Source organism: Pseudomonas sp. Pseusp16 (genome assembly GCF_047324915.1).
Taxonomy (GTDB): Bacteria; Pseudomonadota; Gammaproteobacteria; order Pseudomonadales; family Pseudomonadaceae; genus Aquipseudomonas; species Aquipseudomonas fluorescens_CD.
On sequence record NZ_CP168522.1, the window covers coordinates 2,985,464 to 3,009,967 of the forward strand.

Here is a 24,504-nt window from a genome sequence, read left to right on the forward strand (position 1 = left end):
AACTTACGAAACTCTAGACGATCAATTCCGCCAGGCCCGAGAGACGGACAACCGGCAGGAGGAACACTTCAGCGATCGGAACGCATCAACGCCTCGACACCGCCGGCCATCGACAACGTTGCCACACGGTTTCGCCCCGAATGCTTGGCTTGATACAACGCCGCATCCGCCCGCTCGACAAACACGTTCATGCTGTCACGCCCCGACGGCACGAACGAATAGCAACCCAGGCTGACCGTCACGTAACCGTTGGGCGAGCCGGTGTGACTGATGCTCTTGTCGATGACGCTGCGGCGGATCTGCTCGGCAATCGTCATGGCGCCGTGGATGTCGGTGTCGGGCAGCAGCACCGCAAACTCTTCACCGCCGTAACGCACCGCCAGATCGGCCTTGCGGTGGCAGCAACTCTTCAGCGCGCGTGCCACTTCGGCCAGGCAGTGATCCCCCACCACGTGGCCGTAGGTGTCGTTGTAGCGCTTGAAGTAATCGATATCGAGCATGATCAGGCTCAAGGGGCTCGCCTGCCGGGCGCCGCGCCCGAACTCGACGTCCAGCGCCCGCTCGAACAAGCGGCGGTTGGCCAGCCCGGTCAGGCTGTCGTGGGTGGCGATCAGTTCCAGCGCTTCCTGGGCCCTGCGCAAATCCGACTCGACCCGCTCGCCCACACGCACCTGATGAATGAATACCCAACCGAACAACCCCACGCCCACTAACACCAGGGCAACGATGAGACTGGAGCGAAACGCCGTGTCATACCAGCCCGCGAGAATGGAATCGGTGGACGACGCGGCGGTGACCACCAGCGGATACGCCTCCAGCTGTCGGTAACCGTACATGCGTGTCACACCATCGATGATGGACGTGAACGTCGCATTGCCGGAGGTGGCCAGTGGCAGCGACTTCTGGAAAATCTCGCTCTGGGCCAGCGACGTGCCGATCTGCGCCTCTACAAAAGGTCGACGCGCCAATAGCGTGCCATCGGTCAAGCCGAGAAACATCGAGCCGTTGTCGTCGAGGCTGAAGCTTTTGAAGAACTGGTCGAAGTACGACATCTTGATGCCGGCCAGCAATACGCCCTGGAAATGGCCGTTCCTGTCGTTGACCCGTTTGGAAATCGGAATGATCCACTCACCGTTTTCCCGACTGCGGATAGCCGGGCCGATATGCGCCACCGACGATACGTTCTGCTGGTGATACTTGAAGTACTCGCGATCCGCGACGCCGGGCCCCCGGGGCAGGTTTTCAAAAGAGGTCACCACCCACTGGCCCTTCTGGTCGAACAGCAGGATGCCGTGCAGTTGATCCAGGGCCAGCACTCGCCGGGCGAAGGTCTGCTGCAAGCGCGGCAGTTGATCCGGGCCGAAACCGTCGACTTGAATCCAGTCCACCAGGCTGGTCAGCACCAGGTCGGCCTTCATGAAGGTGTCTTCGGCTTGCTGCGCCATGGCCCGCGTCAGGTTCGAAGACGCCACTTGCGCCAGGCTCAGGTCATGGCGACGGGACTGTTCCAGTTGCAGGTAGAGCAAACCGCACAGGCACAGGCACACCGTGGCAATGAACAGTACCGCGGCCTTGCGCAGCGGCAGACGTTTCAATGCGACGCCTGGGGCGTGGTCCGGGTCGTTAAAGCGTGTGGGCAAAAGTTCATCCTGTCGGGGCAAGGCATGGGCAACGACCCAAAGCCCTCAGTCTTCTTGGGGCCTAGTTTACGGGGTTATCCATGACAAATGGGCGATCACTTGCCCGGTGGTTACACTTGCCCGGTGGTGCTGCAAACATGACCCAGGGCAGCACTGCCTGCGCGCCAACGAGCTACGATTAGAATGACATCAATACAGGGAATCGACATGAGCAAGGCAGACGAGCTCGCGGCAAAATTGAAACAAACACGGCTTGCCGGCGCGGATCAGGCGATCGATACCTGGCCGGGCCAGGTCTACGAACTGTATCACCGGATAGAGGGCTGGCTGCAGCCCTTGACCGAAGTTGGCCTGGTCCTGCGGCGCAACCCCACCCATGTGATCGAGATTTGCCCGACCCGGGGCACTTACCGCTATGCCATCGACCAGCTGGTAATCTCCGGAAACGCCCACAGCCTTACCTTTGACCCGGTTGCGCGCTTCACAGCCGATGGCGAGGGACGGATCGAAATTCACTCACAAACCAACGAGTTCGCCCTGTTGCGCACCGTGGACGAACGCGGTGAAACACACTGGTGGCTACAAACGATCGAACAGGCCACAGCGCAGCTGGACGCGGTGGCGCTGACGGAAACCGATCTGCTGGCAGTGGTGCAGCAAGGATTGGCGCTTTAGGGAGTTTGCCGAACGGCCTGGTAATACCTGTAGGAGCGAGCTTGCTCGCGATGGTCGTTAACGATGACGCGTGCTTACTGACTAAACGCAGCGCTCTCGAGTCCATCGCGAGCAAGCTCGCTCCTACAGTATTAGCCCATGGGCGTCCGTTTTCAGCATTAGCCCATAGCCGCCCGTTTTCAGCATTACGCTCCATAGGCGCCCGTTTCCAGTCTTCCGTTATAGCTTGTTCTGCCCTGTCACCATCAGCGGTATCTCTGCACGACGCAAGTCCAGGGCCGGCAACTTCACAGGCTGACTCAAGCCCTGCAACACCCTGGCATCGTAATCATAAATGTCGGGCTTGAATGTCACCCGCCCGTCAACGCTCAGGTCCACGGTCCAATAGGCCAACAGCACCGGCACTTTCACCGGTAGCACGATGTTCTCGGTCCTGCCATTGGCCAACTGCTTCTGAATGCCGGCGCTGTTCCAGCGCACCGGGTCGTTGAACAACAACTCGACCAGTTGCAACGGGTTTTCCACGCGGATGCAGCCTGAACTGGTGGCCCGAACCGTTTTCGCAAACAGTTCGCGGTGCGGCGTGTCATGCAGGTAAATCGCATAGTCGTTGGGGAAGCGGATCACCACCTGCCCCAGCGAGCTGTCAGGCCCGGCATCCTGACGCAGGTGGATGCCTCGCGGGTTACTCCAGTCAACGCTCGACGGATCGAGCTCATTGCCTTCGCGATCGAACACGCGAATCCGGTTGGCCGCCAGATAACCCGGATCGTTCTGGACTTTCGGAATCACATCCTGCTTGAGGATGGTCGGCGGCACGGTCCAGGTCGGGTTGAACGTGACGTAGGTGATTTCGGCCTGGAACACCGGCGTACTGCGCACCGGTTTACCGACTTGCACCCGCGAACGCCAGATCGGCAGGCCGTCGCGGTACATCGCCACCTTGTATCCGGCGATATCAACGATCACGAACGTGCCCTGAAGCTTGTACAACAGCCAGCGGGCACGCTCCATGTTGACCCGCACCTGATCGATCCGCGCCTCGACCGGCACGTTCAGCGCCGCCAGCGTCGCCGCCCCCGCCACGCCATCGGCTCCCAGGTATTGCTCGGCCTGGTATTTCTTCACCGCGGCAACGACCTTGTCGTCGTAACCGGTTTTTTTCGACAGGTGCGGGTTCAGGTAACCGCCCGCCACCAGGCGCGCACGCAATTGGGCGACAGCCACCCCGTCCATGCCGGGCTTGAGCGATTGCCCTTCGGTGACTTTCGGCCAGCCGCCCGCATCACGGACCTGGCGCAACCGGGCCAGGCCTTCACGCAAGTTGCGGTAAATCTCTTCCTGAGGAGGCGCCTCGGCGAATGCGCGTGCCACGTCATGGGTATCGAGGGCGGCGAACAGGTTGTTCATGTCCTCGCGGGCGCCGCCGGCTGGGTCGAAGTTCCAGTGAATGTCCAGCCGCGACGGATCGACCTTGCCCCGTCGCAGTTGCAGCAGTGCGGTGATGAACGTGCGGGTGGCCGCCATGTCGAACATCGCCCGTTGCGCCGTGGAAGGCGCGGCGGCCATCAGCGATTGATGGGCCTGGGCGAGTTCGGAGATGCGGAAATCCGCCGGATTCAGGCCGTCGATCCGGGTGTCTTCGAGGCTCTTGAGTAACTGGGCCACATCACGGTCGTCCGTCCACGCCGCGCGATAGTTGCGATGCATATAGAAATCCAGCACCACCCGGCTGACATCCACACGCTGATGGCGCCTGGACGTGAGCAACGGCGGAAAGGCCGAACGCAGCGGTTCCAGCGTCGCCTGAATCGCCTGGCCGACCACGTCGTCGGGGGCCGCGGCATCGATTGTGCTGCTCGCCGCAGATACCGGCTCAATCGGCGAAGTTTGCCCAATCGCCGCACCGCTGATCAGAAAGCCCATAAAAAATATGCGGCTTATGACGAATGACCTTGTTAACTGCACCATGGATAATCCTTAATCCCCCGTTTCAAGCGGCCAACTTTCCGCTCGCTGCTAGACTCGAAATTATCATGATGAGACCCGACTATGGCGCTAAACCGCTTTGGCCTTTTATTTGCCATTTTACTGACGTGCCTTTCAGTAACGTCAGCCTACGCCGATTCGCTTGAAAACGCGCTGGTCAAAGCAGCGCCAGGCGCCGACGCCAAAGTGATTGCCCTGGCCGTTCGCGCCACTCAATGCAGCCGCGCCCAGGGTATCGCCCCAGCCCAAAGGCTGGCAGTGATCGATTATTCCCTGCCCTCGACCGAACAACGCCTGTGGGTATTCGACCTTAAACGACGCAAGTTGCTGTTTCACGAACTAGTCGCCCATGGCCGCAACAGCGGCGAAAACATGGCCACGCTGTTCTCCAACCGCAACGAAAGCCATGCCACCAGCCTCGGCCTGTTCCGCACACAAGAGAGCTACCTCGGCCAGAACGGTTACTCGCTGCGCATGGAAGGCCTGGAGCCCGGCTTCAACGATAACGCCTATGACCGGGCCATCGTCATCCACGGCGCGCCCTATGTCAGCCCGGTGCTGGCCCGCGCCAACGGGCGGATCGGCCGCAGCCTGGGTTGCCCGGCCGTGAGACCGGCGATTGCCCATCGGCTGATCGATTCGATGAAGGACGGGCAGTTGTTGTTTTCCTACTACCCGGACCAGCGCTGGTTGAAATCGTCTTCCTACATCAACTGCGGCAGCGACACTGTGGCCTCAAGGGAAAAGTCCACTTCACGCCAGTAAGCAACGCCCCCACCTGTCAAAACTGTAATCCCCGCCTCAGCCTGCTGAAAGGCACCGCCCGCTAGCCTCGTCGACAAGTTCAACAGGCTGACGGGCGGAACACACGGCATGCACTCCCACACTTCAAGACGCACCTTCGTCAAAGGGCTGGCCATCGGCGGGCTCTTCGGCGGCCTCGGGTTATGGCGCACGCCGGTCTGGGCGCTCAGCAGCCCAGGCGAACCGCAGGTGTTGGCCGATAACGATTTCGACCTGCTCATCGGCGAATCCCCGGTCAACTTCACCGGGCAGCCACGCACCGCGATGACCATCAACGGCGGCATTCCCGGCCCGCTGCTGCGCTGGCGTGAAGGCGATACGGTGACGCTGCGGGTGCGCAACAAGCTCAAGGACAGCACGTCGATTCACTGGCACGGCATCCTGCTGCCAGCCAACATGGACGGCGTGCCGGGGCTGAGCTTCAAGGGCATCGAGCCGGGCGGCCTGTACGTCTACCAGTTCATCGTGCGGCAGAACGGCACCTACTGGTATCACAGCCATTCGGGGCTTCAGGAGCAATCCGGCGTCTACGGTCCGCTGGTGATCGACGCCAAGGACCCGGAGCCATTCCAGTACGACCGCGACTACGTGGTGATGCTCAGCGACTGGACCGACGAAGACCCGGTCGGCCTGATGAAGACCCTGAAAAAACAGTCCGATTACTACAACTTCAACAAACGCACCGTGGGCGACTTCATCCACGACGTCAGCGAAAAAGGCTGGGGGCCGACCGTCGCCGATCGCAAAATGTGGGCCGGGATGAAGATGAACCCCACTGACCTGGCGGACGTCGGCGGCGCCACTTACACCTACCTGTTGAACGGCCAGGCACCGGACACGAACTGGACCGGAGTGTTCCGCCCGGGGGAAAAGCTACGGCTGCGCTTCATCAACGGCTCGGCCATGACCTACTTCGACGTGCGCATCCCCGGCCTGAAAATGACCGTGGTCGCCGCCGATGGCCTGCACGTCAAACCGGTGAGCGTCGACGAGTTTCGCATTGCCGTGGCGGAAACCTTCGACGTCATCGTCGAACCGACCGAAGCGGCCTACACCCTGTTCGCCCAGGCGATGGATCGCACCGGCTACGCACGGGGCACCCTGGCGGTGAAGACCGGACAGGTTGCGCCGCTGCCACCACTGGACCCGCGCCCCCTGGTGACCATGGATGACATGGGCATGGGCGGCATGGACCACGGCAGCATGGCGGGCATGGATCACAGCACCATGGCCATGGGCGACATGCCCGGCATGCAGGCCCACCCTGCCTCGGAAAGCGACAACCCGCTGGTGGACATGCAAGCCATGTCCACCTCGCCGAAACTCGACGACCCCGGCATGGGCCTGCGCAACAACGGTCGTCGCGTCCTCACCTATTCCGACCTGCGCAGCACCTTCGACGACCCCGACGGCCGCGAGCCCGGCCGCACCCTGGAACTGCACCTGACCGGGCACATGGAAAAATTCGCCTGGTCGTTCAACGGCGTGAAGTTCTCCGATGCACAGCCGCTGCGCCTCAAGTACGGCGAGCGACTGCGGATCGTGCTGGTCAACGACACGATGATGATGCACCCCATCCACCTGCATGGAATGTGGAGCGACCTCGAGGACGAGAACGGCCAGTTCATGGTGCGCAAACACACCATCGACATGCCACCGGGTTCCCGGCGCAGCTATCGGGTCACTGCCGATGCGCTCGGCCGCTGGGCCTATCACTGCCATCTCCTGTACCACATGGAAATGGGCATGTTCCGTGAAGTTCGCGTGGAAGAATGAGGCGCACCCCATGATTCGATTCACCCCGTTTTTTTTCGCCCTCGCGACCTCGACGGCGATGGCCGCCAGCGATGACATGCAAGGCATGGATCACAGCCAGATGGACCACAGCCAGATGCAAGGCATGGATCATAGCCAGATGGATCACAGCCAGATGCAAAGCATGGACGAAGGCCAGATGCAGCCCGCCGCGCCCAGTGAAAGTCGCACGCCGATTCCGCGGCTGACCGATGCCGATCGCGCTGCGGTGTATGCCGATCCCGCCGGTCACCACGTACATGACAACACGCTCAATTCGTTTTTCCTCGCCGACAAACTGGAATGGCAGGACGCCGACGATGGCAGCACCCTGGCCTGGGATTTGTCCGGTTGGGTCGGCGGTGACATTGATCGCCTGTGGCTGCGCTCCGAAGGCGAACGCAGCAACGGCGTGACCGAAGACGCGGAAATCCAGGCCCTGTGGGGCCACGCCATTTCCCCCTGGTGGGACGTCGTCAGCGGCGTGCGCCAGGACTTCAAGCCCGGCGCCCCGCAAACCTGGGCCGCGCTCGGCGTGCAAGGCATGGCGCTGTACAACTTCGAAGCCGAAGCCACAGCCTTCATTGGCGAAGGCGGCCAGAGCGCCTTGCGGCTGGAAGGCGACTACGACATCCTGCTGACCAATCGGCTGATCCTGCAGCCGACCGTCGAACTCAACGCCTACGGTAAAAACGATCCGCAACGAGGCATCGGCGCGGGGCTGTCCAACACCGAAGCCGGCCTGCGCCTGCGCTACGAAATCCGCCGGGAAATCGCACCCTACCTCGGCGTCACCTGGAACCGCACCTACGGCAACACCGCCGACTTTGCCAACGACGAAGGCGAGGACCGCAGCGAAGCACGCCTGGTGCTCGGCATTCGGCTGTGGTTCTGAACAGATTCACCTCAAACCAACAACAACCGCTTCAAGCGGTAAAGGACCTTGCATGCGCCTCATCAAACCCACCACCGTCGCCATCGCGCTGATCACTGGCCTGCTCATGAGCAGCCTCGCTCAAGCGCATCCCAAACTGCTCTCCTCCACTCCGGCGGAAGGCGTCGAAGGTGCGTCACCCGACAAGATCGAACTGCACTTTTCCGAAAACCTCGTCACTCAGTTTTCCGGCGCAAAACTGCTGATGACCGAAATGTCCGGCATGGCCCACGCCCCGATGCCGGTCAAGGCCAAAGTCAGCGGCGGCAGTGATCCGAAGACCATGTTCATCATGCCGACAGCACCCTTGACTGCCGGCACTTACAAGGTCGAATGGCGCGCGGTGTCGTCGGACACCCACCCGATCACCGGCAACGTCACGTTCAAAGTGAAATGATCGATGAGCGAATCGGCCAACGTCGTGCTGCGGTTTGTGTTGTATGTGGATTTGATGCTGTTGTTTGGCGTGGCGTTGTTCGGGCTTTTCAGCTTTAAAGGACAGGAACGGCTATCCGGGACGGTGCTGCCGTTTCGCCGATTGTTGACGGGAACAGCCGGGCTCGGCGCGCTGCTGTCCTTCGCTGGCATGGTACTGATGGTCCGCGCCATGAGCGGCGAATCAGACATTGCCGAGTTGCGCCCTCACATCGAGATGATGCTGCTGGAGACAGACGTCGGATTGGCCTGGGCCGTGCGGATGATTGCATTGACGGTCGCGGGATTGGCCTTGATGCTCAACCCGCGCGCCCCCGGCATCAGCCTGGTGATCGCCGCCACTGCCGGCGGCATCGCCCTCGCCAGCCTGGCCTGGAGCGGGCATGGCGCCATGGACGAAGGCGGTCGCCGTTTCTGGCACTTTGCAGCGGACATCCTGCACCTGTTGGCGGCGGGCGCCTGGCTCGGCGCGTTGCTGGCGTTTGCCCTGATGGCTAAAACTCGCGCCCTGCAATCGCCAGCAAACATTCGCTTGCTGGCTCGCGCAGTCAGGCGATTTGAACTTGTTGGTGCCTTGATCGTTGTGATCATCACCGTGACGGGCGTGGTGAACTACCTGTTCATCGTAGGACCGAAACTCGATGAGGTTTTATTCGGCCACTACGGAATTTTGCTGGCGATCAAAGTGCTGCTGTTTGCCGGGATGCTGGTGCTGGCGGCATTGAACCGCTTTCATCTTGGGCCCCTGCTGGAGCGGTCGTTGCGAGAGGGCCAATATCGCGTGGCGGCCCTTGCCCTTCGGCGCAGCGTGGTAGTCGAGATGGCTGCTGCGGTATTGATTGTGGGGTTGGTGGCATGGTTGGGGACATTGAGCCCGGAAGGGGAATGAGCAATCTTCAGGGGGACGTTGATTTTTCACACCGGTGAAAGATTCACTACACTCCCCCGCTTCAACCCCACACCAGCACAAAAGCCCGATAACAATGAAAAACAGCACAAGAGCAATGATGCTCGGCGGCCTGCTCGCACTCTCCCTTGGCGTCCAGGCAGAACCTTCGCATCTGGACAGCGTCATGCAACAGGGACAACTGCGCGTTTGCACCACCGGCGACTACAAGCCCTACACCTTCAAAGCCGAGAACGGCGAGTATTCCGGCATCGACATCGCCATGGCCCGCACCCTGGCCGAAAGCCTGGGCGTCAAGGTCGAGTGGGTGCCCACCACCTGGAAAACCCTGATGCCCGACATGCTCGCCGGCAAGTGCGACATCGCCATGGGCGGCATCTCGGTCACCCTGGAACGGCAGAAAAAAGCCTTCTTCAGCACCGCCCTGGACGTCGACGGCAAAATCCCGCTGGTGCGCTGCGAAGACCAGGCGCTGTACCAGACCGTCGACCAGATCAACCAGCCCTCGGTTCGCCTGGTCGAACCTGCCGGCGGCACCAACGAGGCGTTCGTCCACGCCTACCTGCCCCTGGCGCAATTGCAGCTTCGCGACAACATCAGCATTTTTCAGCAACTGCTGGATAAAAAAGCCGACGTGATGATCACCGATGCATCGGAGGCGCTGTATCAGCAGAAGCTCAAACCGGGTCTGTGCGCAGTCAACCCGACGCACTACATGCAATACGGCGAAAAAGCCTACCTGCTGCCCCGGGACGACATCACCTGGAAACAGTACGTCGACCAGTGGCTGCACCTGGCCAAGGCTACGGGCAACTACCAGAAGATTCTGCGGCAGTGGCTGGCCGTGCCCGGCGCGAAATAACCGATCGTTGTTTCCCGCACAAAAAAGGGCGCTCCCAGAGGAGCGCCCTTCTTCATTGCGGTTCCCGTATCAGTCGTCGTGCAGCAAACCCGAGCCGTATTCGCCGAAGCTATTGCCGAGCGCACTGCCATGGAAATTCATCTTGCCGGGGTTGCTGCTGGTCGGCCCCGGACCAAAGCCGGCTGGCTGCACGGAGTCGACCGAATAATCGCTACGGGAGCTCACGCCCGAACAGGCGCTCAACAACAAAGCACCGGCGATCAGCGAAACTTTGACGAGGTTTGCGATCATTTTTCTACTCCTGTGGATTGAGGCGCGGGGACATGACATTTGGCGGTCATCCTATGCCTCGTCTGTGCCGGGGATCATGAAATTTTGTGGGGCGACAGCGTTGGTTCAGGAAACGTGTGCACCTGGCGATATTTCACCCCCACTGCCTTGCGGATCGACATTGTCCAATGTTCGATTCACTAACAACTCCCCCACCACAGCCAGTTGCTGAATCGACAACGCCAGACTGAAGACCACTACACCCCCGAACAGATTGAAAACGAGAGGTAAAGGTTCCAGCACCGTGACACCCTTCCCCCCATAGCTTAAAATCCGCGCCTTTAAGCGACCTATCAACATGCCTCGTTCGGTGCCCTGTACACAGTTGTCCGACACCTGGTTGCTGGTAGAGCCTGATGGCCCACTTTACATGAGCGGTAATGCAGTTCATGTGTTCGGTGGCCGGTTCCCTGAGGATTACCAATCGGTTGGCATATGGCATCCCCCCCTCTGCACGTGATGCCAAGTAGCAAACAACAACTCTACAAGCCTGTAAGTCCAGGCAGGACGCGTTAGCAGCATGCGTCATCGCACAATCGAATGATCAGGATGAGGCTCAAGGTGAATAATAAAACCGTCTCAGTAAGCTTGGTGGTACCCGTTTATAAAAGCGCTAGTACGCTCCCGCAATTTTACGAACGCGCGCGCGCGACTCTTGATCAGATTTGCGACGACTGGGAGATTATTCTTGTCGATGACGCGAGCCCGGACCAGACGTGGCTTGCAGCTCTGGCACTTCACGAACAAGACCGCAGAGTCAAAGTCGTTCGCTTCGCGAAGAACAAGGGGCAACAACATGCCACGCTGTGCGGCATCGGCTATGCCTGCAAACGCTTTGTCGTGACAATCGACGATGACCTTCAGTGTTTCCCCGAAGACCTCCCACTGTTTATTGATCAACTTCAAGCCGGCAAGCATGTCGTCATCGGAAAGATCCCGATGGCTGAAAAACAGCACAGCGCCTGGCGCAACATTGCTTCGCGCATCAACCAGAAACTGGTTAGCAAGGTCATGGGCAAACCGACCGGTTTCAGCCTCTCGAGCTACAGGGCCATGAGTCAACAGGTGGCAAAACAGCTCGTCAGGTATCAGGGTTCCCACCCACATATCGCCGCGATGCTTTTTAATTCGGTGCCCGTCAGCATGATGGCGAACGTGAGCATTCGCCACGCGCCGCGCGCCGATGGCGGCCCGAGCACTTACACCCTTGGCAAGATGTTCAAAACGCTTTCGTTCCTTATCGTCAATTATTCCCTGTTGCCACTTCGCTATGTGTCGATCTGGGGCTTTTTGGTCAGCGCGTCGAGCATTTTTTTCGCCATGTATGTTCTGCTGCGCACCCTCCTGACCGATCATGTAGTACCAGGCTGGGCATCGCTGGCGATCTTGCTGTCATTCCTCGCCGGTAACATCCTTCTGGCACTGGGTGTGCAAGGCGAGTACCTCGGAAGACTGGTCGAAAATGCAACCCACCTTAGTCAGTTCCCCATTATTGAAGAGCATGTGGAGTAATGATGACATCCGCTTACCGCGTCGTGGATTACTTCCCTGCTGAACACATTTTAAACGATGGGGTCTTTGCACACCTCGACGAAATCGATGCGCAAACACCTGGCGCACTGGTGTACTGTCAGAACTTGCACTATTTGCAAAAAGCCTTGGCTACACCCAACGTCGCGTGTGCCCTGTGCCCCGAAAGTTTGAAAAATGAAGAATTAGCGACTGAAAAATCAATTGTGTTCTGTGCCGACCCACGCGCTTCTTTTTTTCACCTCTACAACCGTTTGAGTGAAGAAAAAAAGTGCGCAACTGCGCAAGCACCGACCATCGGCAAAAATTGCACGCTGCACCCCAGCGCCGTTATCTCGCCACTGGCCACACTGGGTAACAATGTCGAAATTTCAGCAAATGTGGTGATCGAAGGCCCTGTCGAGATCGGGGACAATGTCTACATCGGTTCAAATGCGGTGGTAGGCGCCGAGGGCTTGATCACGCTACGCAACGACAACGGCACGCTGATGGTGGTCAAACATCAGGGCGGTGTACGCATTGAATCGGGTTGCCAGATACTTGCTGGCGCAGTAATCGCCAGGTCCTTGTTCCAGCAACCGACAACCATCAGCGAAAATTGCCAGATCGGCATCATGACCAATGTTGGTCATGGCGCCGTGATTGGCAAGAACTCGGTGATTTCCGGCAATACCGTTATTGCAGGACGCACACGCCTGGGGGCCGGTGTATGGGTTGGTGCCTCTTGCTCCATCGCACAGGGCCTTGTGATTGGCGACGCGGTACAAATAAAAATGGGCTCGGTCGTCATCGGCGACATCGCGCCAAACAGCGTCGTCTCCGGAAACTTCGCAATCAATCACAGGACCAACATGACAGCCCACCTCAGGAAACAAAAGTGATGCACTCCATCGAGCTATCACTGGGATTCAAAGGCGAACGAACCTACATACAAGGGGCCGACATGCTCAATGCCGCGATGCAGGCAATCACTCGCCACGCACCGCACGCACGCATCGAAAAGCTGGACTTCAGAATCAGTACAATGACCAGACATCTACTCACCTGTCACTGGTGGCCGAGATCAACCCCTCGATCATTGCCGGGTGAGGCTGTCGCTACCTTCACCTTTCAACTCGATGGTATTGATCATGAAGGCAAATTGATTCAAGGCGAAGGTTGCGCCGATACACGACGTGCTTACGACGAGTCACTGGTTGAAAAACAATGTGTTTTCACACCCGCCCATCGGTCAGTGAGCCTGACGACCATGCCAGATGACTTCTCTCCGATCGAAGTACTGGTATCCATGAACAAGGCACTGCATCTCAAGGAGTTGAGCATACCCAGTGGCAGCCAGTGGGTTTTCTGTCGCTGGGAAAGCCCGAAGTGGCCGCCGTGCTTTGGCTTGAGCGGGGTAGAGCTGACACTTGAGCAGACGCTGGGCACCCGATTGACCCGTAGTCGCATCCAGCTCAATGCAGATCATATCGGCATGCTCTATTTCAGTGCCCTCAAAGTCGAGTAGCCTACCGCCAGCATACGAACCTTGCAGTAAGGCGAGGTACCAATTCAGCGAGGCTTATGGCTCGACGGCCAACACTACACACCTCTCTCGACAGATGCTAATGTCCTGCATCTTTTTGAAGCAGGCAACAGAGCAGGCCCCCTTTGTTGCATGGAGTGTGGCAACATGACCACCGTTCAGCTCAGTGGCCTGCAGACAACCTCGTCAACTGCCAGCAATGCCACTAAGCTCCTCCCGCAGTACAAACGTACCGGCCGGGGTAACTTCAACACCTACACGATGAAACACTAACCATGCCCCAGACAAAAGAACAACTTATCAACATTATTTCCCAGGCTGATGTTGTAGCAGATGCCTCAACGCTGCGCGACAACATCAACCTGAGCGACCAGGGCATTGACTCTCTCGGCATGTTCAACATCATTCTGTCTATCCAGGATCACTACGCCATCGAGATCCCTGACGAGGATATTGAAGACCTTAAATCCATCAATGACCTGGCCGACTACATAAAATCAAAACTGCAATAACCGACATCCCTTGTCATGTAAGGGAGGGAGGCAGACAGTATGTTCACTCTCCCTCATGCTGTTCTCGACCGTGACAGGGCTCGCCAACCTATTATCGACACAACGTTAGCGTCACCCTCCTACGTTGAGCACCCAGCATGCCTTTAATGCTTTTGAAGTTGTTGATCGTAATTTTTATCTATGCATTTCTCATACACACATTTGACCTTAAGCTAACGGCATTAATCAGCGACATTACAGCATGGCACTACCTTGCGCTGGCTGCTGTTATCCCAATCACTTTGAGTTCTTTTTTTTCTGCCAACCGCTGGCAAGTGTTCCTGCGGCTCAATTCGATTGACGAAGCGTTAACAAACCTCTGGAAAATAAATCTGGTCTCTCAATTTCAAGGTTTGATTTTACCCTCAACACAGGGAGCGGATGCCTTTCGTATGCTTCACATCGAACGACGCCACCCGAAAAAGCGGGGTACCGCAGGCAGTACGGTAATTATTGAGCGCATGATTGGACTATTGGTGTTATGTACCTTTACCCTTTTTGCCCTGCCCTTCTTACCTGCATCAGACAACTACACGCTGCTCATCATGACCGTCGGAGTCGTCAGCAGCATAGCAGTAGTGACCCAGATTATATTGACCAGCAAAAAAATTCATGCACTTTATAGCCGCCGCACCGTCAAAAACCCGTTACTTACTCTATTGCTGGTGTATATTCAAAAGCTTCATGCCAGCACGATAAACTTCCCCTACCGGCAGGCGCTCACGTCATCCCTGCTTTTTATCTGCTGTTATCAAATATCTCTGATATCGGTAGTTTATCTGGTATTTCGTGCCTATGGCTATGACATCCCCTTCATTCAGCACTTTGCTCTCTATCCAGTCATCGCCATCCTGACCATGGTTCCAATAACAGTGGGCGGGCTTGGGGTACGCGAAGGTTTTTTTGTTTATTTTTATGGCCTACTGGACGTACCAGCCAATATAGCCGTGGGCGCCTCCCTGGCAAACTACATTCTAATGGCGCTGATCCCTGCCACTTGCGGTGGCTTTATTTATTTGTGGGATACTATTCGGGAAAATCGCCAGAAGGACAAAAACTAAAACAGAGAGCCACATTGATGCCCCCAGATCGCACCCCGTTCCCCAAGTCCGCCTTTGAGGCGCTTGCCCTGGCAGAGGCACGCAGCTTTGTGCTGGAAGGGATTCACCAGGAGTATCCCGAAACGATACTCTCCGGCACCGAGTCTTTCGATAAAGGCCTGATGCACGTGCGTCGACACGTGCCCAGCGCAAGCTTAGAAAAGCTGGAGGCGCGTGCCATGAACGATGCCGAGCGATTTGATGGAATTGGCGCTTTTGATGTCATCGAACATATCGATGAAGATGAACAGGTGCTGGCGAATCTTTCCCGCGCACCGCATAAGGATGGCCAGCTATTGCAGACCGCCCCCCAGCATCGCTGGCTGTGGCTGGCACGACAGCGCCCCGGTCAAAAAAATGCGGAAGTAAACAGCGAGCTCGATATTTCTGACCGGACCAATCGACTCCTTGAGTTCGTTATGAAGATAGAGTTTGGCCTTTTGAAGGCAGGTATCACCTTTCCCCTCGGCGGCTCACTCTTGCTGTTAGCCAAAAAACGATAATCTGGAGACCTACAGTGAGCGACTTTAAAATTCCCTTCAATCGCCCTTACATGACGGGAAAGGAACTTTACTATATTGCAGAAGCGAAGTTCCTTAATAAGCTTGCTGGTGACGGCCCCTTCACTCGACGCTGCCATCAGTGGCTTGAACAGCACACCAACAGCGAAAAGGCATTGTTGACGCACTCTTGCACTGCTGCTCTGGAGATGTCAGCCCTATTGCTGAATATTGAACCTGGGGATGAGATCATCATGCCCTCCTACACCTTCGTCTCCACTGCTAACGCTTTTGTATTGCGCGGTGGAATACCGGTGTTTGTCGATATCAGAAACGACACACTGAATCTGGACGAGCGCTTGATCGAGGCTGCGATTACACCTCGCACCAAGGCAATCGTTCCGGTTCACTACGCTGGCGTCGCATGCGAAATGGACACGATTATGGAGATCGCCCGCCGGCACGGTCTCCACGTGGTTGAGGACGCTGCGCAGGGGGTCATGGCCTCCTATAAAGGAAGAGCCTTGGGCAGTATTGGTGATCTTGGCGCATATAGCTTCCACGAAACCAAGAACGTGATATCCGGCGAAGGGGGCGCGCTATTGGTTAACGACCCGGCACTGTCATTACGCGCCGAGGTTATTCGAGAGAAAGGTACCGACCGAAGCCGATTCTTCAGAGGTGAAGTGGACAAGTACACCTGGCAGGAAGTCGGTTCTTCCTACCTGCCAGGTGAATTGACCGCCGCTTTTCTTTGGGCGCAGCTGGAAGAGGCACAGTCAATTACACAAAATCGCCTGGATAGCTGGAACCACTATCACCAAGTGCTCGAAGGGCTTGAATTGACAGGTGCAGTACGCCGCCCGATCATTCCGGCAGATTGCACACACAATGCACACATGTACTATGTCTTGCTTGCTCCCGGCATCGATCGCCAACGCACGCTAGAGAAGCTTAAACACGACAATATCCACCCGGTGTTCCATTACGTTCCGCTGCATTCCTCACCGGCAGGACTGCGCTATGGCCGAAAACATGGCGCGATGACAAATACAGACACCCTGTCGGAGCGCTTGATTCGCTTGCCACTGTGGGTGGGGCTGACAAAGGAGCAACAGGCAGGTATCGTCGACTCGCTACAGCGCGCCATTTCCTGAAGGGAACACGCAGCGTGCAATTGCTGATCTGCACACTGCGTAGCTGCACCCATGACATTGGATGCACGGTACATCGTTACCAGTAGCTAAATGCACTAACCGCTCAGCACACCAATGACCTGACCGCTACTTCTGGCGAGTACTAAAAATGAGGGATTACCGGCTGAACTGGCGCAACGAAGTGATTTTATAAAACGCCTCTTCCATCGCCGGATCGCCCAATGCAAACCAGTTTTGCAGCAGATGAAGCACCACCCGATCCATTTCAGCCAGAAAACGCTCATGCCGGGTTTGCTCACACTTGCAGGCATATTCGAAGTCGGAAAATCTCATCTCGCTCATGCGGGGCTCGCTTCAGGCAGTCAGAGCGCATTTCAGCACATCCAAGGACTTACTCGGGGTTTCCAGAGAGCTTTCAGGTTCGATGGATGCAATGTAGGTCCAACGCCGGGATTGGGCTATCATTGGCGCCGATTAATAAACCTTTACTGACGAAGATGGAATAATCGATTTTTAAATCGACCGGGTGTTGAAGAATGAGAGATGTTTTAACAAATAAAATTCCAATAATTGTTCTGGCATTGTTCTTTGCTGTATTACTCAGCGGGGTATTTCTTCCGGTTTACTCCGATGAAGTCATGACAAAATTCAGGGTTGCGCGGCTCTTTCTGGAGGGCGGGAATGCAGTTACTCTTTATCCACAATGCACAACAACTGTAGGGCGGACAGTTTCATGGATATTCTATCCGGCCGGCATATTACTGTCGGCGATCTATGCCCACCTGGGTCCTTTTGGCTTGAGAGTGAGCGGTATTACTTTATCGCTGATCTGGTTTGCCTTGCTCGCTTATTGGTGCTTGACGCAGGCGCGTGATGCTGGAGGGGCTCTTCAGCGTTTCGCTGGATTGGTCGCGGTGGCTTCACTGGGTGTCCTACCCTATCTGTGGGTCTTGTCGCGTCCTGAACAATTTCTGATGCTGCCGATCCTGGTGTTTTGTTTGTTGGCACTCTTCTTCAAGGAGCGGAAGTCTGCGCGCGCGCAGGTGGCGATGACTGCCGGACTTGCATTGTTGCTGACGTTATTTTTCTATTCGCACCCGAAGAGCATGTTCTATGCGCCATTCGCGCTAGCGGCCGTGTGGTTGGCGACGGCAAACTACCACAAAGCGATTCGCTATGGTTTGTGGCTGTTCGTCGTGGTTCTGTGCGTTCAGAACTTTCACTATTTCAATGCGCTTGCGGGCTGTCAGGATGCGCCGTACATTCAAAAAATGCTGGCGGCCAACACATTGTTACCGGGTATGTTGTTCTCTGCACCAGTTGAGTTTGTCAGCGCCGCATACAACAATTTAATAAGCTTTCCTGACCGGCTGCTGATACATCTGACCTTTAATGCCACTTTTCAATCAGGCTGGTTGCCTCCTATCGTTGACAGCTTTGAATTGTTGCCGTACCTCAATCTTGCCATTTATTATTCCCTGTACGCGTTTATTATCGGAATCCACGTTGTAAGCATCCTGGTATTTCTGTTGCAAGTGGTTCGCCGCCAAGTAACTGCGCCTGTCGTGCTGGCGCTATTGTTGGTCGGCGCGGATTTAATCAATGCGTTTTTTTACAACATCCAGAATTTTTATGCAGGCATTCAATTCATGCCTGTGTCGATCATCATCACCGCCCTTTTGATGCATTCCCGGCGCGCAGTGAAGCCGAGTAACCCCCTCACGTTAACAGCCTATTCACTGTTGTTGCTGCTATCCATGGCGTCGATGGTGACACTGTTAACCCTCGTGACCCCTGGCATTACACGCAACTCCTCCTTCGCTCAATCGAGTTTGCCAGGGCAGCCGCTTTCGATTCCGGTGCTGGGGACTCAGCTTCATTTGGATTCAATCAGCAAGCTGGGGACGTCATGTGGCATCCCTGCAGAGTCGGCAGAAAATGTCGTAGTGGACCACATGACATATTTTGCCTTTTTGCGCGACAAGAAACCTATCCACGTGCTCTACGTGTCTGAGATTGGCTACGGTGGCGACTTGAGTAACGGCAGGCTGCTGCCATTTCTCAAAGGACTGAATAGCCCAGGCCTGGTCACGCGCTGCGAATGGGTGCCGTATGATTTCCGGCAGGCGCAGCAGAAGGACGATATGGGCTACTGCTGTGTCAATTTCAGTAAAATCTGACTGGCGTTACCGGCTTTATTGCTCTCGGCACCCCGGAAACGGGAGGCCGAGGGATTTCGACGCATCAGGTAATCGCGCGCCCAAGCATGCCGGCGCATATGGACGCTCCCTGCTGATCAACGCCTCAATTGCGGCTGATCTCGTCGGCCCGGTGCCATGCCTTGATCCGCGACTCATCTCCTCGACTTCTTTTTCCAGCACCTGAAAGTGCTCGATCAATCGCTCTATAAGCTGCCGGAACGAGACCGGTAGCTCATAAGCCGCACCTTCGATTACGACTCGGGGGTCGCGTAGCAATGCGGGTGATTCCTTGCGGCACAATCGATCCAAACTCGGCAAGCAGCCAACTGAGTTTCGCGCCGCCCGAGCCAGACTTGGGCCGTGGTCTTGCGATCGTAAGCCTGGCTTTCCTGATAAACTGTCACACCCTTTGCCTGATGCGGATCTGTGCGGTGTACGCTGCAGAGCCATTCTTGCGCTTGCGAACGGTGATTGATCCCTTGGATTTTGCTGCACGAGTGGTTTGCGTTGCTACATTGCAGCAAGGCTCTCTCAACATTAAGCAAAAACCGTAGTAAGTCGTAGCAAATGAGAAGTAGCTAAATGCCGATGAAATCCACAGAAAACCTAGCCTATCCAGCAGATTCGGTATCCAGGAGGTTTTCTGTTGCGCCCATGATGGATTGGACCGACCGCCACTGCCGCTATTTCCTGCGTCTGCTGTCGAGGAACGCCCTGCTCTATACCGAAATGGTCACCACCGGTGCCCTGCTCAATGGCGATCACGAGCGTTTTCTGCGGCACAACGAGGCCGAGCACCCGCTGGCGTTGCAGCTTGGCGGTAGCGTGCCGCTGGACCTGGCCGCGTGTGCGCGCATGGCGCAGGAGCATGGTTACGACGAGGTGAACCTGAATGTCGGCTGCCCGAGCGATCGGGTGCAGAACAATATGATCGGCGCGTGCCTGATGGGACATCCGCAGTTGGTGGCCGATTGTGTGAAGGCGATGCGTGATGCGGTGTCGATTCCGGTGACGGTCAAGCACCGTATCGGGATCAACGGGCGGGACAGCTACGAGGAGCTGTGTGATTTCGTCGGCACGGTGCGGGATGCCGGGTGCACCAGTTTTACCGTGCACGCGCGGATTGCGATCCTGGAGGGGTTGTCACCCAAGGAAAACCGCGACATTCCACCCCTGCGTTATGACGTGGCGGCGCGATTGAAGGCAGACTTTCCGGAGCTGGAGATCATTCTCAACGGCGGGATCAAGACGCTGGAAGCCTGCCACGAACATTTGCAGACCTTCGATGGCGTGATGCTGGGCCGCGAGGCGTATCACAACCCTTATGTGATGGCCGAGGTGGATCAACAGCTGTTTGGCAGCACGGCGCCGGTGATCAGCCGCGCCGAGGCGTTGGCGCAGTTGCGGCCTTATATTGCAGCGCATATCGATGCCGGTGGTTCGATGCACCACATCACCCGACATGTGTTGGGGCTGGGCACCGGGTTCCCGGGGGCGCGCAAGTTCCGGCAGTTGTTGTCGGTGGATATCCACAAGGCCAAAGAGCCTTTGGCCTTGCTGGATCAGGCGGCGGGGCTGCTTGAGGGGCGTTAACGGTTAACCGCGCCCCCTGCGGACCAGGCTGCATGTCCTGCAAGCCTGGTGCAATTGTCAGAGCGCTGCAGCCCCGCTCCAGTCAACCCAACCGAATACCCACGTTGCCAGAATCAGCAAACCGAATCCGATCCGGTACCAGGCGAATACGGCGTAACTGTGGCTGGCGATGAACTTGAGCAAACCGCGTACGGCGATCATGGCGAAAAAGAACGCCGCGACGAAACCCAGCGCAAACACTGGCAGGTCGCCAGCCTGAAACAGGTCCCGATACTTATAGCCTGAATACACTGCGGCACCGACCATGGTCGGCATCGCCAGAAAGAACGAAAACTCCGTGGCAGCCTTACGTGACAGACCAAACAGCAACCCACCGATAATCGTCGATCCAGAACGCGAAGTGCCCGGAATCATCGCCAGGCATTGTGCGAAACCGACCTTGAGGGCGTCAGTCCAGCGCATATCGTCAACATGGTCGACATACACCACATGTTCCCGCTGCTCGGCCCACAACATGATGATGCCACCCACCACTAATGCCACAGCTACAGTGATCGGATTAAACAGATACTCATGGATCTTATCGGCAAACAACACCCCCAGGACCACTGCCGGGAGAAAACCGATTAATAGATTCAAGGTGAAACGCTGTGCATTGCGCTGGGTCGGCAAGCCGGTAACGATCTCGAGAATCTTGCGGCGGAACTCCCAGACTACCGCGAGGATCGCGCCCAATTGAATGATGATGTTAAAGGCCATGGCTCGCTCACCGCCGAAGCCGAGCAAGTCCGCGACAATAATCTGGTGCCCTGTACTGGATATAGGCAAAAACTCCGTCAGACCTTCGACCACCCCTAAAATCAACACCGTTATGGTTGTCCAAAGATCCATCAATCCCCCCTCATCGACAAATACCAATGCGGCGCCTTCGCTCTAATTCAACGCCAACACGAAAGTAAAGCGCATTAGGCCGACTAATAAAACTCTATGTTATGAAACGTCCATGACCGACACCACCAACAGGAGCGTTATATAACAGTTAATATTGGATGGTACCGAGTCAAGCAAGAGCAATACCCCGCACTTAAGACAACAAATCCTTGCAGCCTCATGGCACCCAATCAAAAAAACTCAAGTAACGGGAACTTTAGCGACATGCACGGTCGTATTGGTGCGAAAATGCGGGGGCCGGGACAAAAGATGGCACATCGCTATACCATGTCAAATCACGAGATTGCCATCGATGATTAGGCATCTCGAACCACAGGCGGGCAACCGATCACGCCAGAATCACCGGCAATGTTAAAAAAACGAGACGACCGTCTGAAAAAACAGTGAAATGTTACCAATTGTCAGTCACAAACGAGAATTGGTGCTTTAACATTCAAATGCCAGCACCCATCCGAGTCAAAGCATGATGCTTACAGGGAAAATAACGACTACAGGCCACAGTGACGTGAAGGAGGAGACAGGTATTCTCACCATTGGACGAACCCATACGCTAGCTGAGGGCTTCAGGGAATTAGTCGAAAGTCACGTAGGCAAGGATATTGCCGTTGATACAATGTGCTTTAGCAACCCACTCAAAAGAAACAAGAGTCCTGATTCGTACCGGGCAATTTTTATCGTTATCGACAGCCCACAAGCGTTTGTTGAAAGCCTCACCCTGGTAGAAAATATTCGCGCCGAAAATCTGGCGTCAATAATTTCCATAGCCATCACCGGCAGAGGCACCTACAACAAGATGAAATATTATCTTGCCGGGGCCGACTACTGTATTAATTGCGACACTTCTGCAGACGAAAATACTGACGCGCTGTCCGAATTTTTTAACAGTCCAGAATGGCAAAAAAAGCATAATCTGCTTTTGGACCCCACTCGCATGTGCCTTATTGGCGACTATAAAAAACTGGATGTATCGTTTGCAGAAATGAAAATCCTTGAGGCTTTCTCTCAGACAAAAAACCAGATATTGAGCCATGATGAAATCGCCAGAATCATGGGGCTGAATATAAATTTTTATGACCCAAGAGCCTTGGAAAAGTCGATCAGTCGCCTTCGAGGCAAAATAAAAGGCATGTATGGCACCAACGCCATTCAAAGCATCCGCGGGCATGGATATCGTTTAATCAGGGGTCTGATCTCGACAACCTGATTTTTAATGTAGAAGGGAGTTTCTGTATTATGAGCGCAACAGGGAGCGTGCCAATCTATGATCACGCAGAGCATTACCTGTCTCGACAATTGATCCTCACTCGGGATGACTGCCCGTTTGGCAGCGAGATCAGAATACATTTTGACGACTCTGTTTCCGCGACTTGCGCGCCTGAGCCGTATCAGATGAGTGGGATCTACAGTGAAGTACTGATGCAAACCAGGCTGATTGCCTTTTCGCTGAAAGACCGCAACACGGCTAACGGAAATAAATACCTGAGCCGTAGATTTGTTTGCGTAGGACAGTCGGATCTCGCCAACTCCGCACTCACGGAAGAGTTGATACAGACCGGCGCCGCTCTGCGCGAATTCGGCCAGACGCTGGTTATCGCACTCAATGAACTCCCCCTCTCGGCAATCAGTTTTGCTGAAAAAAAGAAAATCCTTCACAACATATATCTGTTGAAAGATCACGGCATAGAAATCGCGTTCGACGACTACAAAATCGACGATGAAAGTATCGAAATCTTTACAACCCTGAATTTATTCGACTATATAAAGATCCCGATTTCCTCTCTAGACTTGAGCCTCAAGCTCAGTGGCAACCCAGAGTTATTCAATCGCCTGCACGAACGCATGACCATGCTCACTCACAACACAAAAGTCTCCTTTATAGCGGACAGAGTCGAGCATGCTGCCAGCCATATACTGGCTCGCGCGTTGCCCTTTGATTACTTCCAGGGGAGTCATTACTCCCCTGCCGACAACCTTTGAACCAACACCCAGACGTGCACCTAAGGAGAGAGCCATGGATAGCAGCACAAACCTCCCCAGAAAATACTTTGTTGTGGTTACCCACAACCCCGCACTACAACTAGAGCTTGAGGCATTACTGTCCAGCAAGCGATACAACAGCTACGGCACGTCACAGGCAAAGATGTTTTTTGAAGGTGTTGCTCCACCCACTTCCGCCCCCAAGCTTATGGAACTCATTTCCCCGCAAGTGGCCAGAATGGTTCCTCCGGTTATCAAGCATGATACTCAGCGCGTACTTTCGACGTTCAAGTCCGAATGGCAAGCCGCTCAATCCGTAACGAAATTTACTCACTTCACATCAACCGCAGTCAACTCCAGAGATGACACCAGGGAATGCGTCTCCCAACCGGCCAAACCGCACGTTCCGGTGGCGGAAACCTGGCGACTGAGCGATGTCAGCGGCGCGTTGATCAAAGATGACGTGGAAATTGTCTTGACCGGCCTTGAGGCCACGCTGCTTAAAAAGATGCTGCACCATGATGATCGCGTGGTCAGCAAGGAGGACCTTATCCGTAGCATCGGCAGAGAACCTGAGCAATATCGGGGTCTGGAAATGTGCCTGAGCCGATTACAGGAAAAGTTTAAAAACGCCAGCAACGGCGAACGCCTTTTTCGTGCAGTCAGGAATCGCGGGTACTGCCTGATACAAAAAATCGTACGCGTAAAAATCTAGCCTGAACAATTAAAATGGTTCGCTCCGGCAGTGCAATACAACAACAATAAAGCACGCCATTTTATCCCCTCCATGCCCCCTCAGCACCCTCCTGTAAATCCGCGTTATAAAAGCTGAATCCAGACTATTTCTAACGCCCTTCTCGCCCAGACATATCAACCAGATACAGAAACCACTCGTTAAAAGTCGTCAGACAGTGCTCGCCCCAATAAATTAATCTACCCACTGATGACTGCGCCGCTATTTTGGCGCTTCGATCGTCAATGCACCGCCATCTAATATGAACAATAACTCTTACTGCATTGATTTTGGCTCTTGTCTGTCGAAACACGAA

At 55.8% G+C, this 24,504-nt stretch carries 23 protein-coding genes and 2 pseudogenes; 19 read left to right on the top strand and 6 right to left on the bottom strand.

Annotated elements, in window-relative coordinates; genetic code table 11:
- Positions 1-68: 68 nt before the first annotated feature.
- Complete coding sequence (locus ACEN8Q_RS13490; protein ID WP_413421528.1) at positions 69-1,640, bottom strand: diguanylate cyclase; 1,572 nt, start codon at positions 1,638-1,640, stop codon at positions 69-71.
- Positions 1,641-1,847: 207 nt separating this feature from the next.
- Here ACEN8Q_RS13490 and ACEN8Q_RS13495 point away from each other — a divergent pair, with 207 nt between their 5' ends.
- Positions 1,848-2,315, top strand: a complete 468-nt coding sequence (locus ACEN8Q_RS13495; protein ID WP_413421526.1) for a hypothetical protein — start codon at positions 1,848-1,850, stop codon at positions 2,313-2,315.
- A gap of 219 nt (positions 2,316-2,534) precedes the next feature.
- On the opposite strand, the gene ACEN8Q_RS13500 is transcribed toward ACEN8Q_RS13495, so the two are convergent.
- The gene (locus tag ACEN8Q_RS13500; protein ID WP_413421524.1) at positions 2,535-4,286 is read right to left on the bottom strand and encodes a L,D-transpeptidase family protein; all 1,752 of its coding nucleotides are present in this window, start codon (positions 4,284-4,286) and stop codon (positions 2,535-2,537) included.
- Between the two features lie 81 nt (positions 4,287-4,367).
- On the opposite strand from ACEN8Q_RS13500, the gene ACEN8Q_RS13505 reads away from it, so the two are divergent.
- From ACEN8Q_RS13505 to ACEN8Q_RS13530, 6 genes are all read left to right on the top strand, one after another.
- Positions 4,368-5,069, top strand: coding sequence for a murein L,D-transpeptidase catalytic domain family protein (locus tag ACEN8Q_RS13505; RefSeq protein WP_413421523.1), 702 nt, complete (start codon positions 4,368-4,370; stop codon positions 5,067-5,069).
- A 108-nt stretch (positions 5,070-5,177) separates the two neighbouring features.
- Entirely contained in the window at positions 5,178-6,884 is a 1,707-nt protein-coding gene (locus ACEN8Q_RS13510; RefSeq protein WP_413705326.1) for a copper resistance system multicopper oxidase, read from the top strand.
- 10 nt (positions 6,885-6,894) lie between these two features.
- Complete coding sequence (locus ACEN8Q_RS13515; protein WP_413705327.1) at positions 6,895-7,797, top strand: copper resistance protein B; 903 nt, start codon at positions 6,895-6,897, stop codon at positions 7,795-7,797.
- A 52-nt stretch (positions 7,798-7,849) separates the two neighbouring features.
- The gene (gene copC / locus ACEN8Q_RS13520; RefSeq protein ID WP_413421519.1) at positions 7,850-8,233 is read left to right on the top strand and encodes a copper homeostasis periplasmic binding protein CopC; all 384 of its coding nucleotides are present in this window, start codon (positions 7,850-7,852) and stop codon (positions 8,231-8,233) included.
- 3 nt (positions 8,234-8,236) lie between these two features.
- Complete coding sequence (gene copD / locus ACEN8Q_RS13525) at positions 8,237-9,160, top strand: copper homeostasis membrane protein CopD (RefSeq protein WP_413705328.1); 924 nt, start codon at positions 8,237-8,239, stop codon at positions 9,158-9,160.
- A 118-nt stretch (positions 9,161-9,278) separates the two neighbouring features.
- Positions 9,279-10,040: a transporter substrate-binding domain-containing protein gene (locus ACEN8Q_RS13530; protein WP_413705499.1), complete on the top strand. Its 762-nt coding sequence runs from the start codon at positions 9,279-9,281 to the stop codon at positions 10,038-10,040.
- 69 nt (positions 10,041-10,109) lie between these two features.
- Here the strand turns inward: ACEN8Q_RS13530 and ACEN8Q_RS13535 are convergent, their stop codons facing one another.
- Positions 10,110-10,331 carry a hypothetical protein gene (locus tag ACEN8Q_RS13535; protein WP_413421516.1) on the bottom strand — a complete coding sequence of 74 codons (222 nt, stop codon included), beginning with the start codon at positions 10,329-10,331 and terminating at the stop codon, positions 10,110-10,112.
- A gap of 600 nt (positions 10,332-10,931) precedes the next feature.
- Between ACEN8Q_RS13535 and ACEN8Q_RS13540 the strand changes: the two genes are divergently transcribed.
- The 7 genes from ACEN8Q_RS13540 (at position 10,932) to rffA (ending at position 16,733) form a co-directional block, all read left to right on the top strand.
- Positions 10,932-11,882 carry a glycosyltransferase family 2 protein gene (locus ACEN8Q_RS13540; RefSeq protein WP_413421514.1) on the top strand — a complete coding sequence of 317 codons (951 nt, stop codon included), beginning with the start codon at positions 10,932-10,934 and terminating at the stop codon, positions 11,880-11,882.
- Positions 11,882-12,781, top strand: coding sequence for a DapH/DapD/GlmU-related protein (locus ACEN8Q_RS13545; RefSeq protein ID WP_413705329.1), 900 nt, complete (start codon positions 11,882-11,884; stop codon positions 12,779-12,781). The genes ACEN8Q_RS13540 and ACEN8Q_RS13545 overlap by 1 nt, the downstream gene beginning before the upstream one ends.
- On the top strand, positions 12,778-13,407 hold the full coding sequence (locus ACEN8Q_RS13550) for a hypothetical protein (protein ID WP_413705330.1): 630 nt from the start codon (positions 12,778-12,780) through the stop codon (positions 13,405-13,407). The genes ACEN8Q_RS13545 and ACEN8Q_RS13550 overlap by 4 nt, the downstream gene beginning before the upstream one ends.
- Positions 13,408-13,700: 293 nt before the next feature.
- Positions 13,701-13,937, top strand: a complete 237-nt coding sequence (locus ACEN8Q_RS13555) for an acyl carrier protein (RefSeq protein ID WP_057715611.1) — start codon at positions 13,701-13,703, stop codon at positions 13,935-13,937.
- A gap of 137 nt (positions 13,938-14,074) precedes the next feature.
- The gene (locus ACEN8Q_RS13560; RefSeq protein WP_413421509.1) at positions 14,075-15,037 is read left to right on the top strand and encodes a lysylphosphatidylglycerol synthase transmembrane domain-containing protein; all 963 of its coding nucleotides are present in this window, start codon (positions 14,075-14,077) and stop codon (positions 15,035-15,037) included.
- 17 nt (positions 15,038-15,054) lie between these two features.
- Positions 15,055-15,579, top strand: a complete 525-nt coding sequence (locus tag ACEN8Q_RS13565) for a hypothetical protein (protein ID WP_413421508.1) — start codon at positions 15,055-15,057, stop codon at positions 15,577-15,579.
- 14 nt (positions 15,580-15,593) lie between these two features.
- Complete coding sequence (rffA, locus tag ACEN8Q_RS13570) at positions 15,594-16,733, top strand: dTDP-4-amino-4,6-dideoxygalactose transaminase (RefSeq protein WP_413421506.1); 1,140 nt, start codon at positions 15,594-15,596, stop codon at positions 16,731-16,733.
- 159 nt (positions 16,734-16,892) lie between these two features.
- On the opposite strand, the pseudogene ACEN8Q_RS13575 reads toward rffA, so the two are convergent.
- Positions 16,893-17,075: pseudogene (locus ACEN8Q_RS13575) on the bottom strand (IS5/IS1182 family transposase); the annotation flags it as partial.
- A 194-nt stretch (positions 17,076-17,269) separates the two neighbouring features.
- Here ACEN8Q_RS13575 and ACEN8Q_RS13580 point away from each other — a divergent pair.
- The gene (locus ACEN8Q_RS13580; RefSeq protein WP_413705331.1) at positions 17,270-18,913 is read left to right on the top strand and encodes a hypothetical protein; all 1,644 of its coding nucleotides are present in this window, start codon (positions 17,270-17,272) and stop codon (positions 18,911-18,913) included.
- Positions 18,914-19,254: 341 nt separating this feature from the next.
- On the opposite strand, the pseudogene ACEN8Q_RS13585 reads toward ACEN8Q_RS13580, so the two are convergent.
- Positions 19,255-19,472: pseudogene (locus tag ACEN8Q_RS13585) on the bottom strand (hypothetical protein); the annotation flags it as partial.
- A gap of 50 nt (positions 19,473-19,522) precedes the next feature.
- Here ACEN8Q_RS13585 and dusA point away from each other — a divergent pair.
- The gene (gene dusA / locus ACEN8Q_RS13590) at positions 19,523-20,527 is read left to right on the top strand and encodes a tRNA dihydrouridine(20/20a) synthase DusA (RefSeq protein ID WP_413705332.1); all 1,005 of its coding nucleotides are present in this window, start codon (positions 19,523-19,525) and stop codon (positions 20,525-20,527) included.
- Positions 20,528-20,584: 57 nt separating this feature from the next.
- Here the strand turns inward: dusA and ACEN8Q_RS13595 are convergent, their stop codons facing one another.
- Entirely contained in the window at positions 20,585-21,418 is an 834-nt protein-coding gene (locus ACEN8Q_RS13595) for an undecaprenyl-diphosphate phosphatase (RefSeq protein ID WP_413421556.1), read from the bottom strand.
- Positions 21,419-21,941: 523 nt separating this feature from the next.
- Between ACEN8Q_RS13595 and ACEN8Q_RS13600 the strand changes: the two genes are divergently transcribed.
- The 3 genes from ACEN8Q_RS13600 to ACEN8Q_RS13610 are packed head-to-tail and all read left to right on the top strand — an operon-like array spanning position 21,942 to position 24,170.
- Entirely contained in the window at positions 21,942-22,682 is a 741-nt protein-coding gene (locus ACEN8Q_RS13600) for a winged helix-turn-helix domain-containing protein (protein ID WP_413421502.1), read from the top strand.
- Between the two features lie 29 nt (positions 22,683-22,711).
- On the top strand, positions 22,712-23,455 hold the full coding sequence (locus tag ACEN8Q_RS13605; RefSeq protein WP_413705333.1) for an EAL domain-containing protein: 744 nt from the start codon (positions 22,712-22,714) through the stop codon (positions 23,453-23,455).
- Between the two features lie 34 nt (positions 23,456-23,489).
- The gene (locus ACEN8Q_RS13610; RefSeq protein WP_413421498.1) at positions 23,490-24,170 is read left to right on the top strand and encodes a helix-turn-helix domain-containing protein; all 681 of its coding nucleotides are present in this window, start codon (positions 23,490-23,492) and stop codon (positions 24,168-24,170) included.
- The last annotated feature ends 334 nt before the right edge of the window (positions 24,171-24,504 follow it).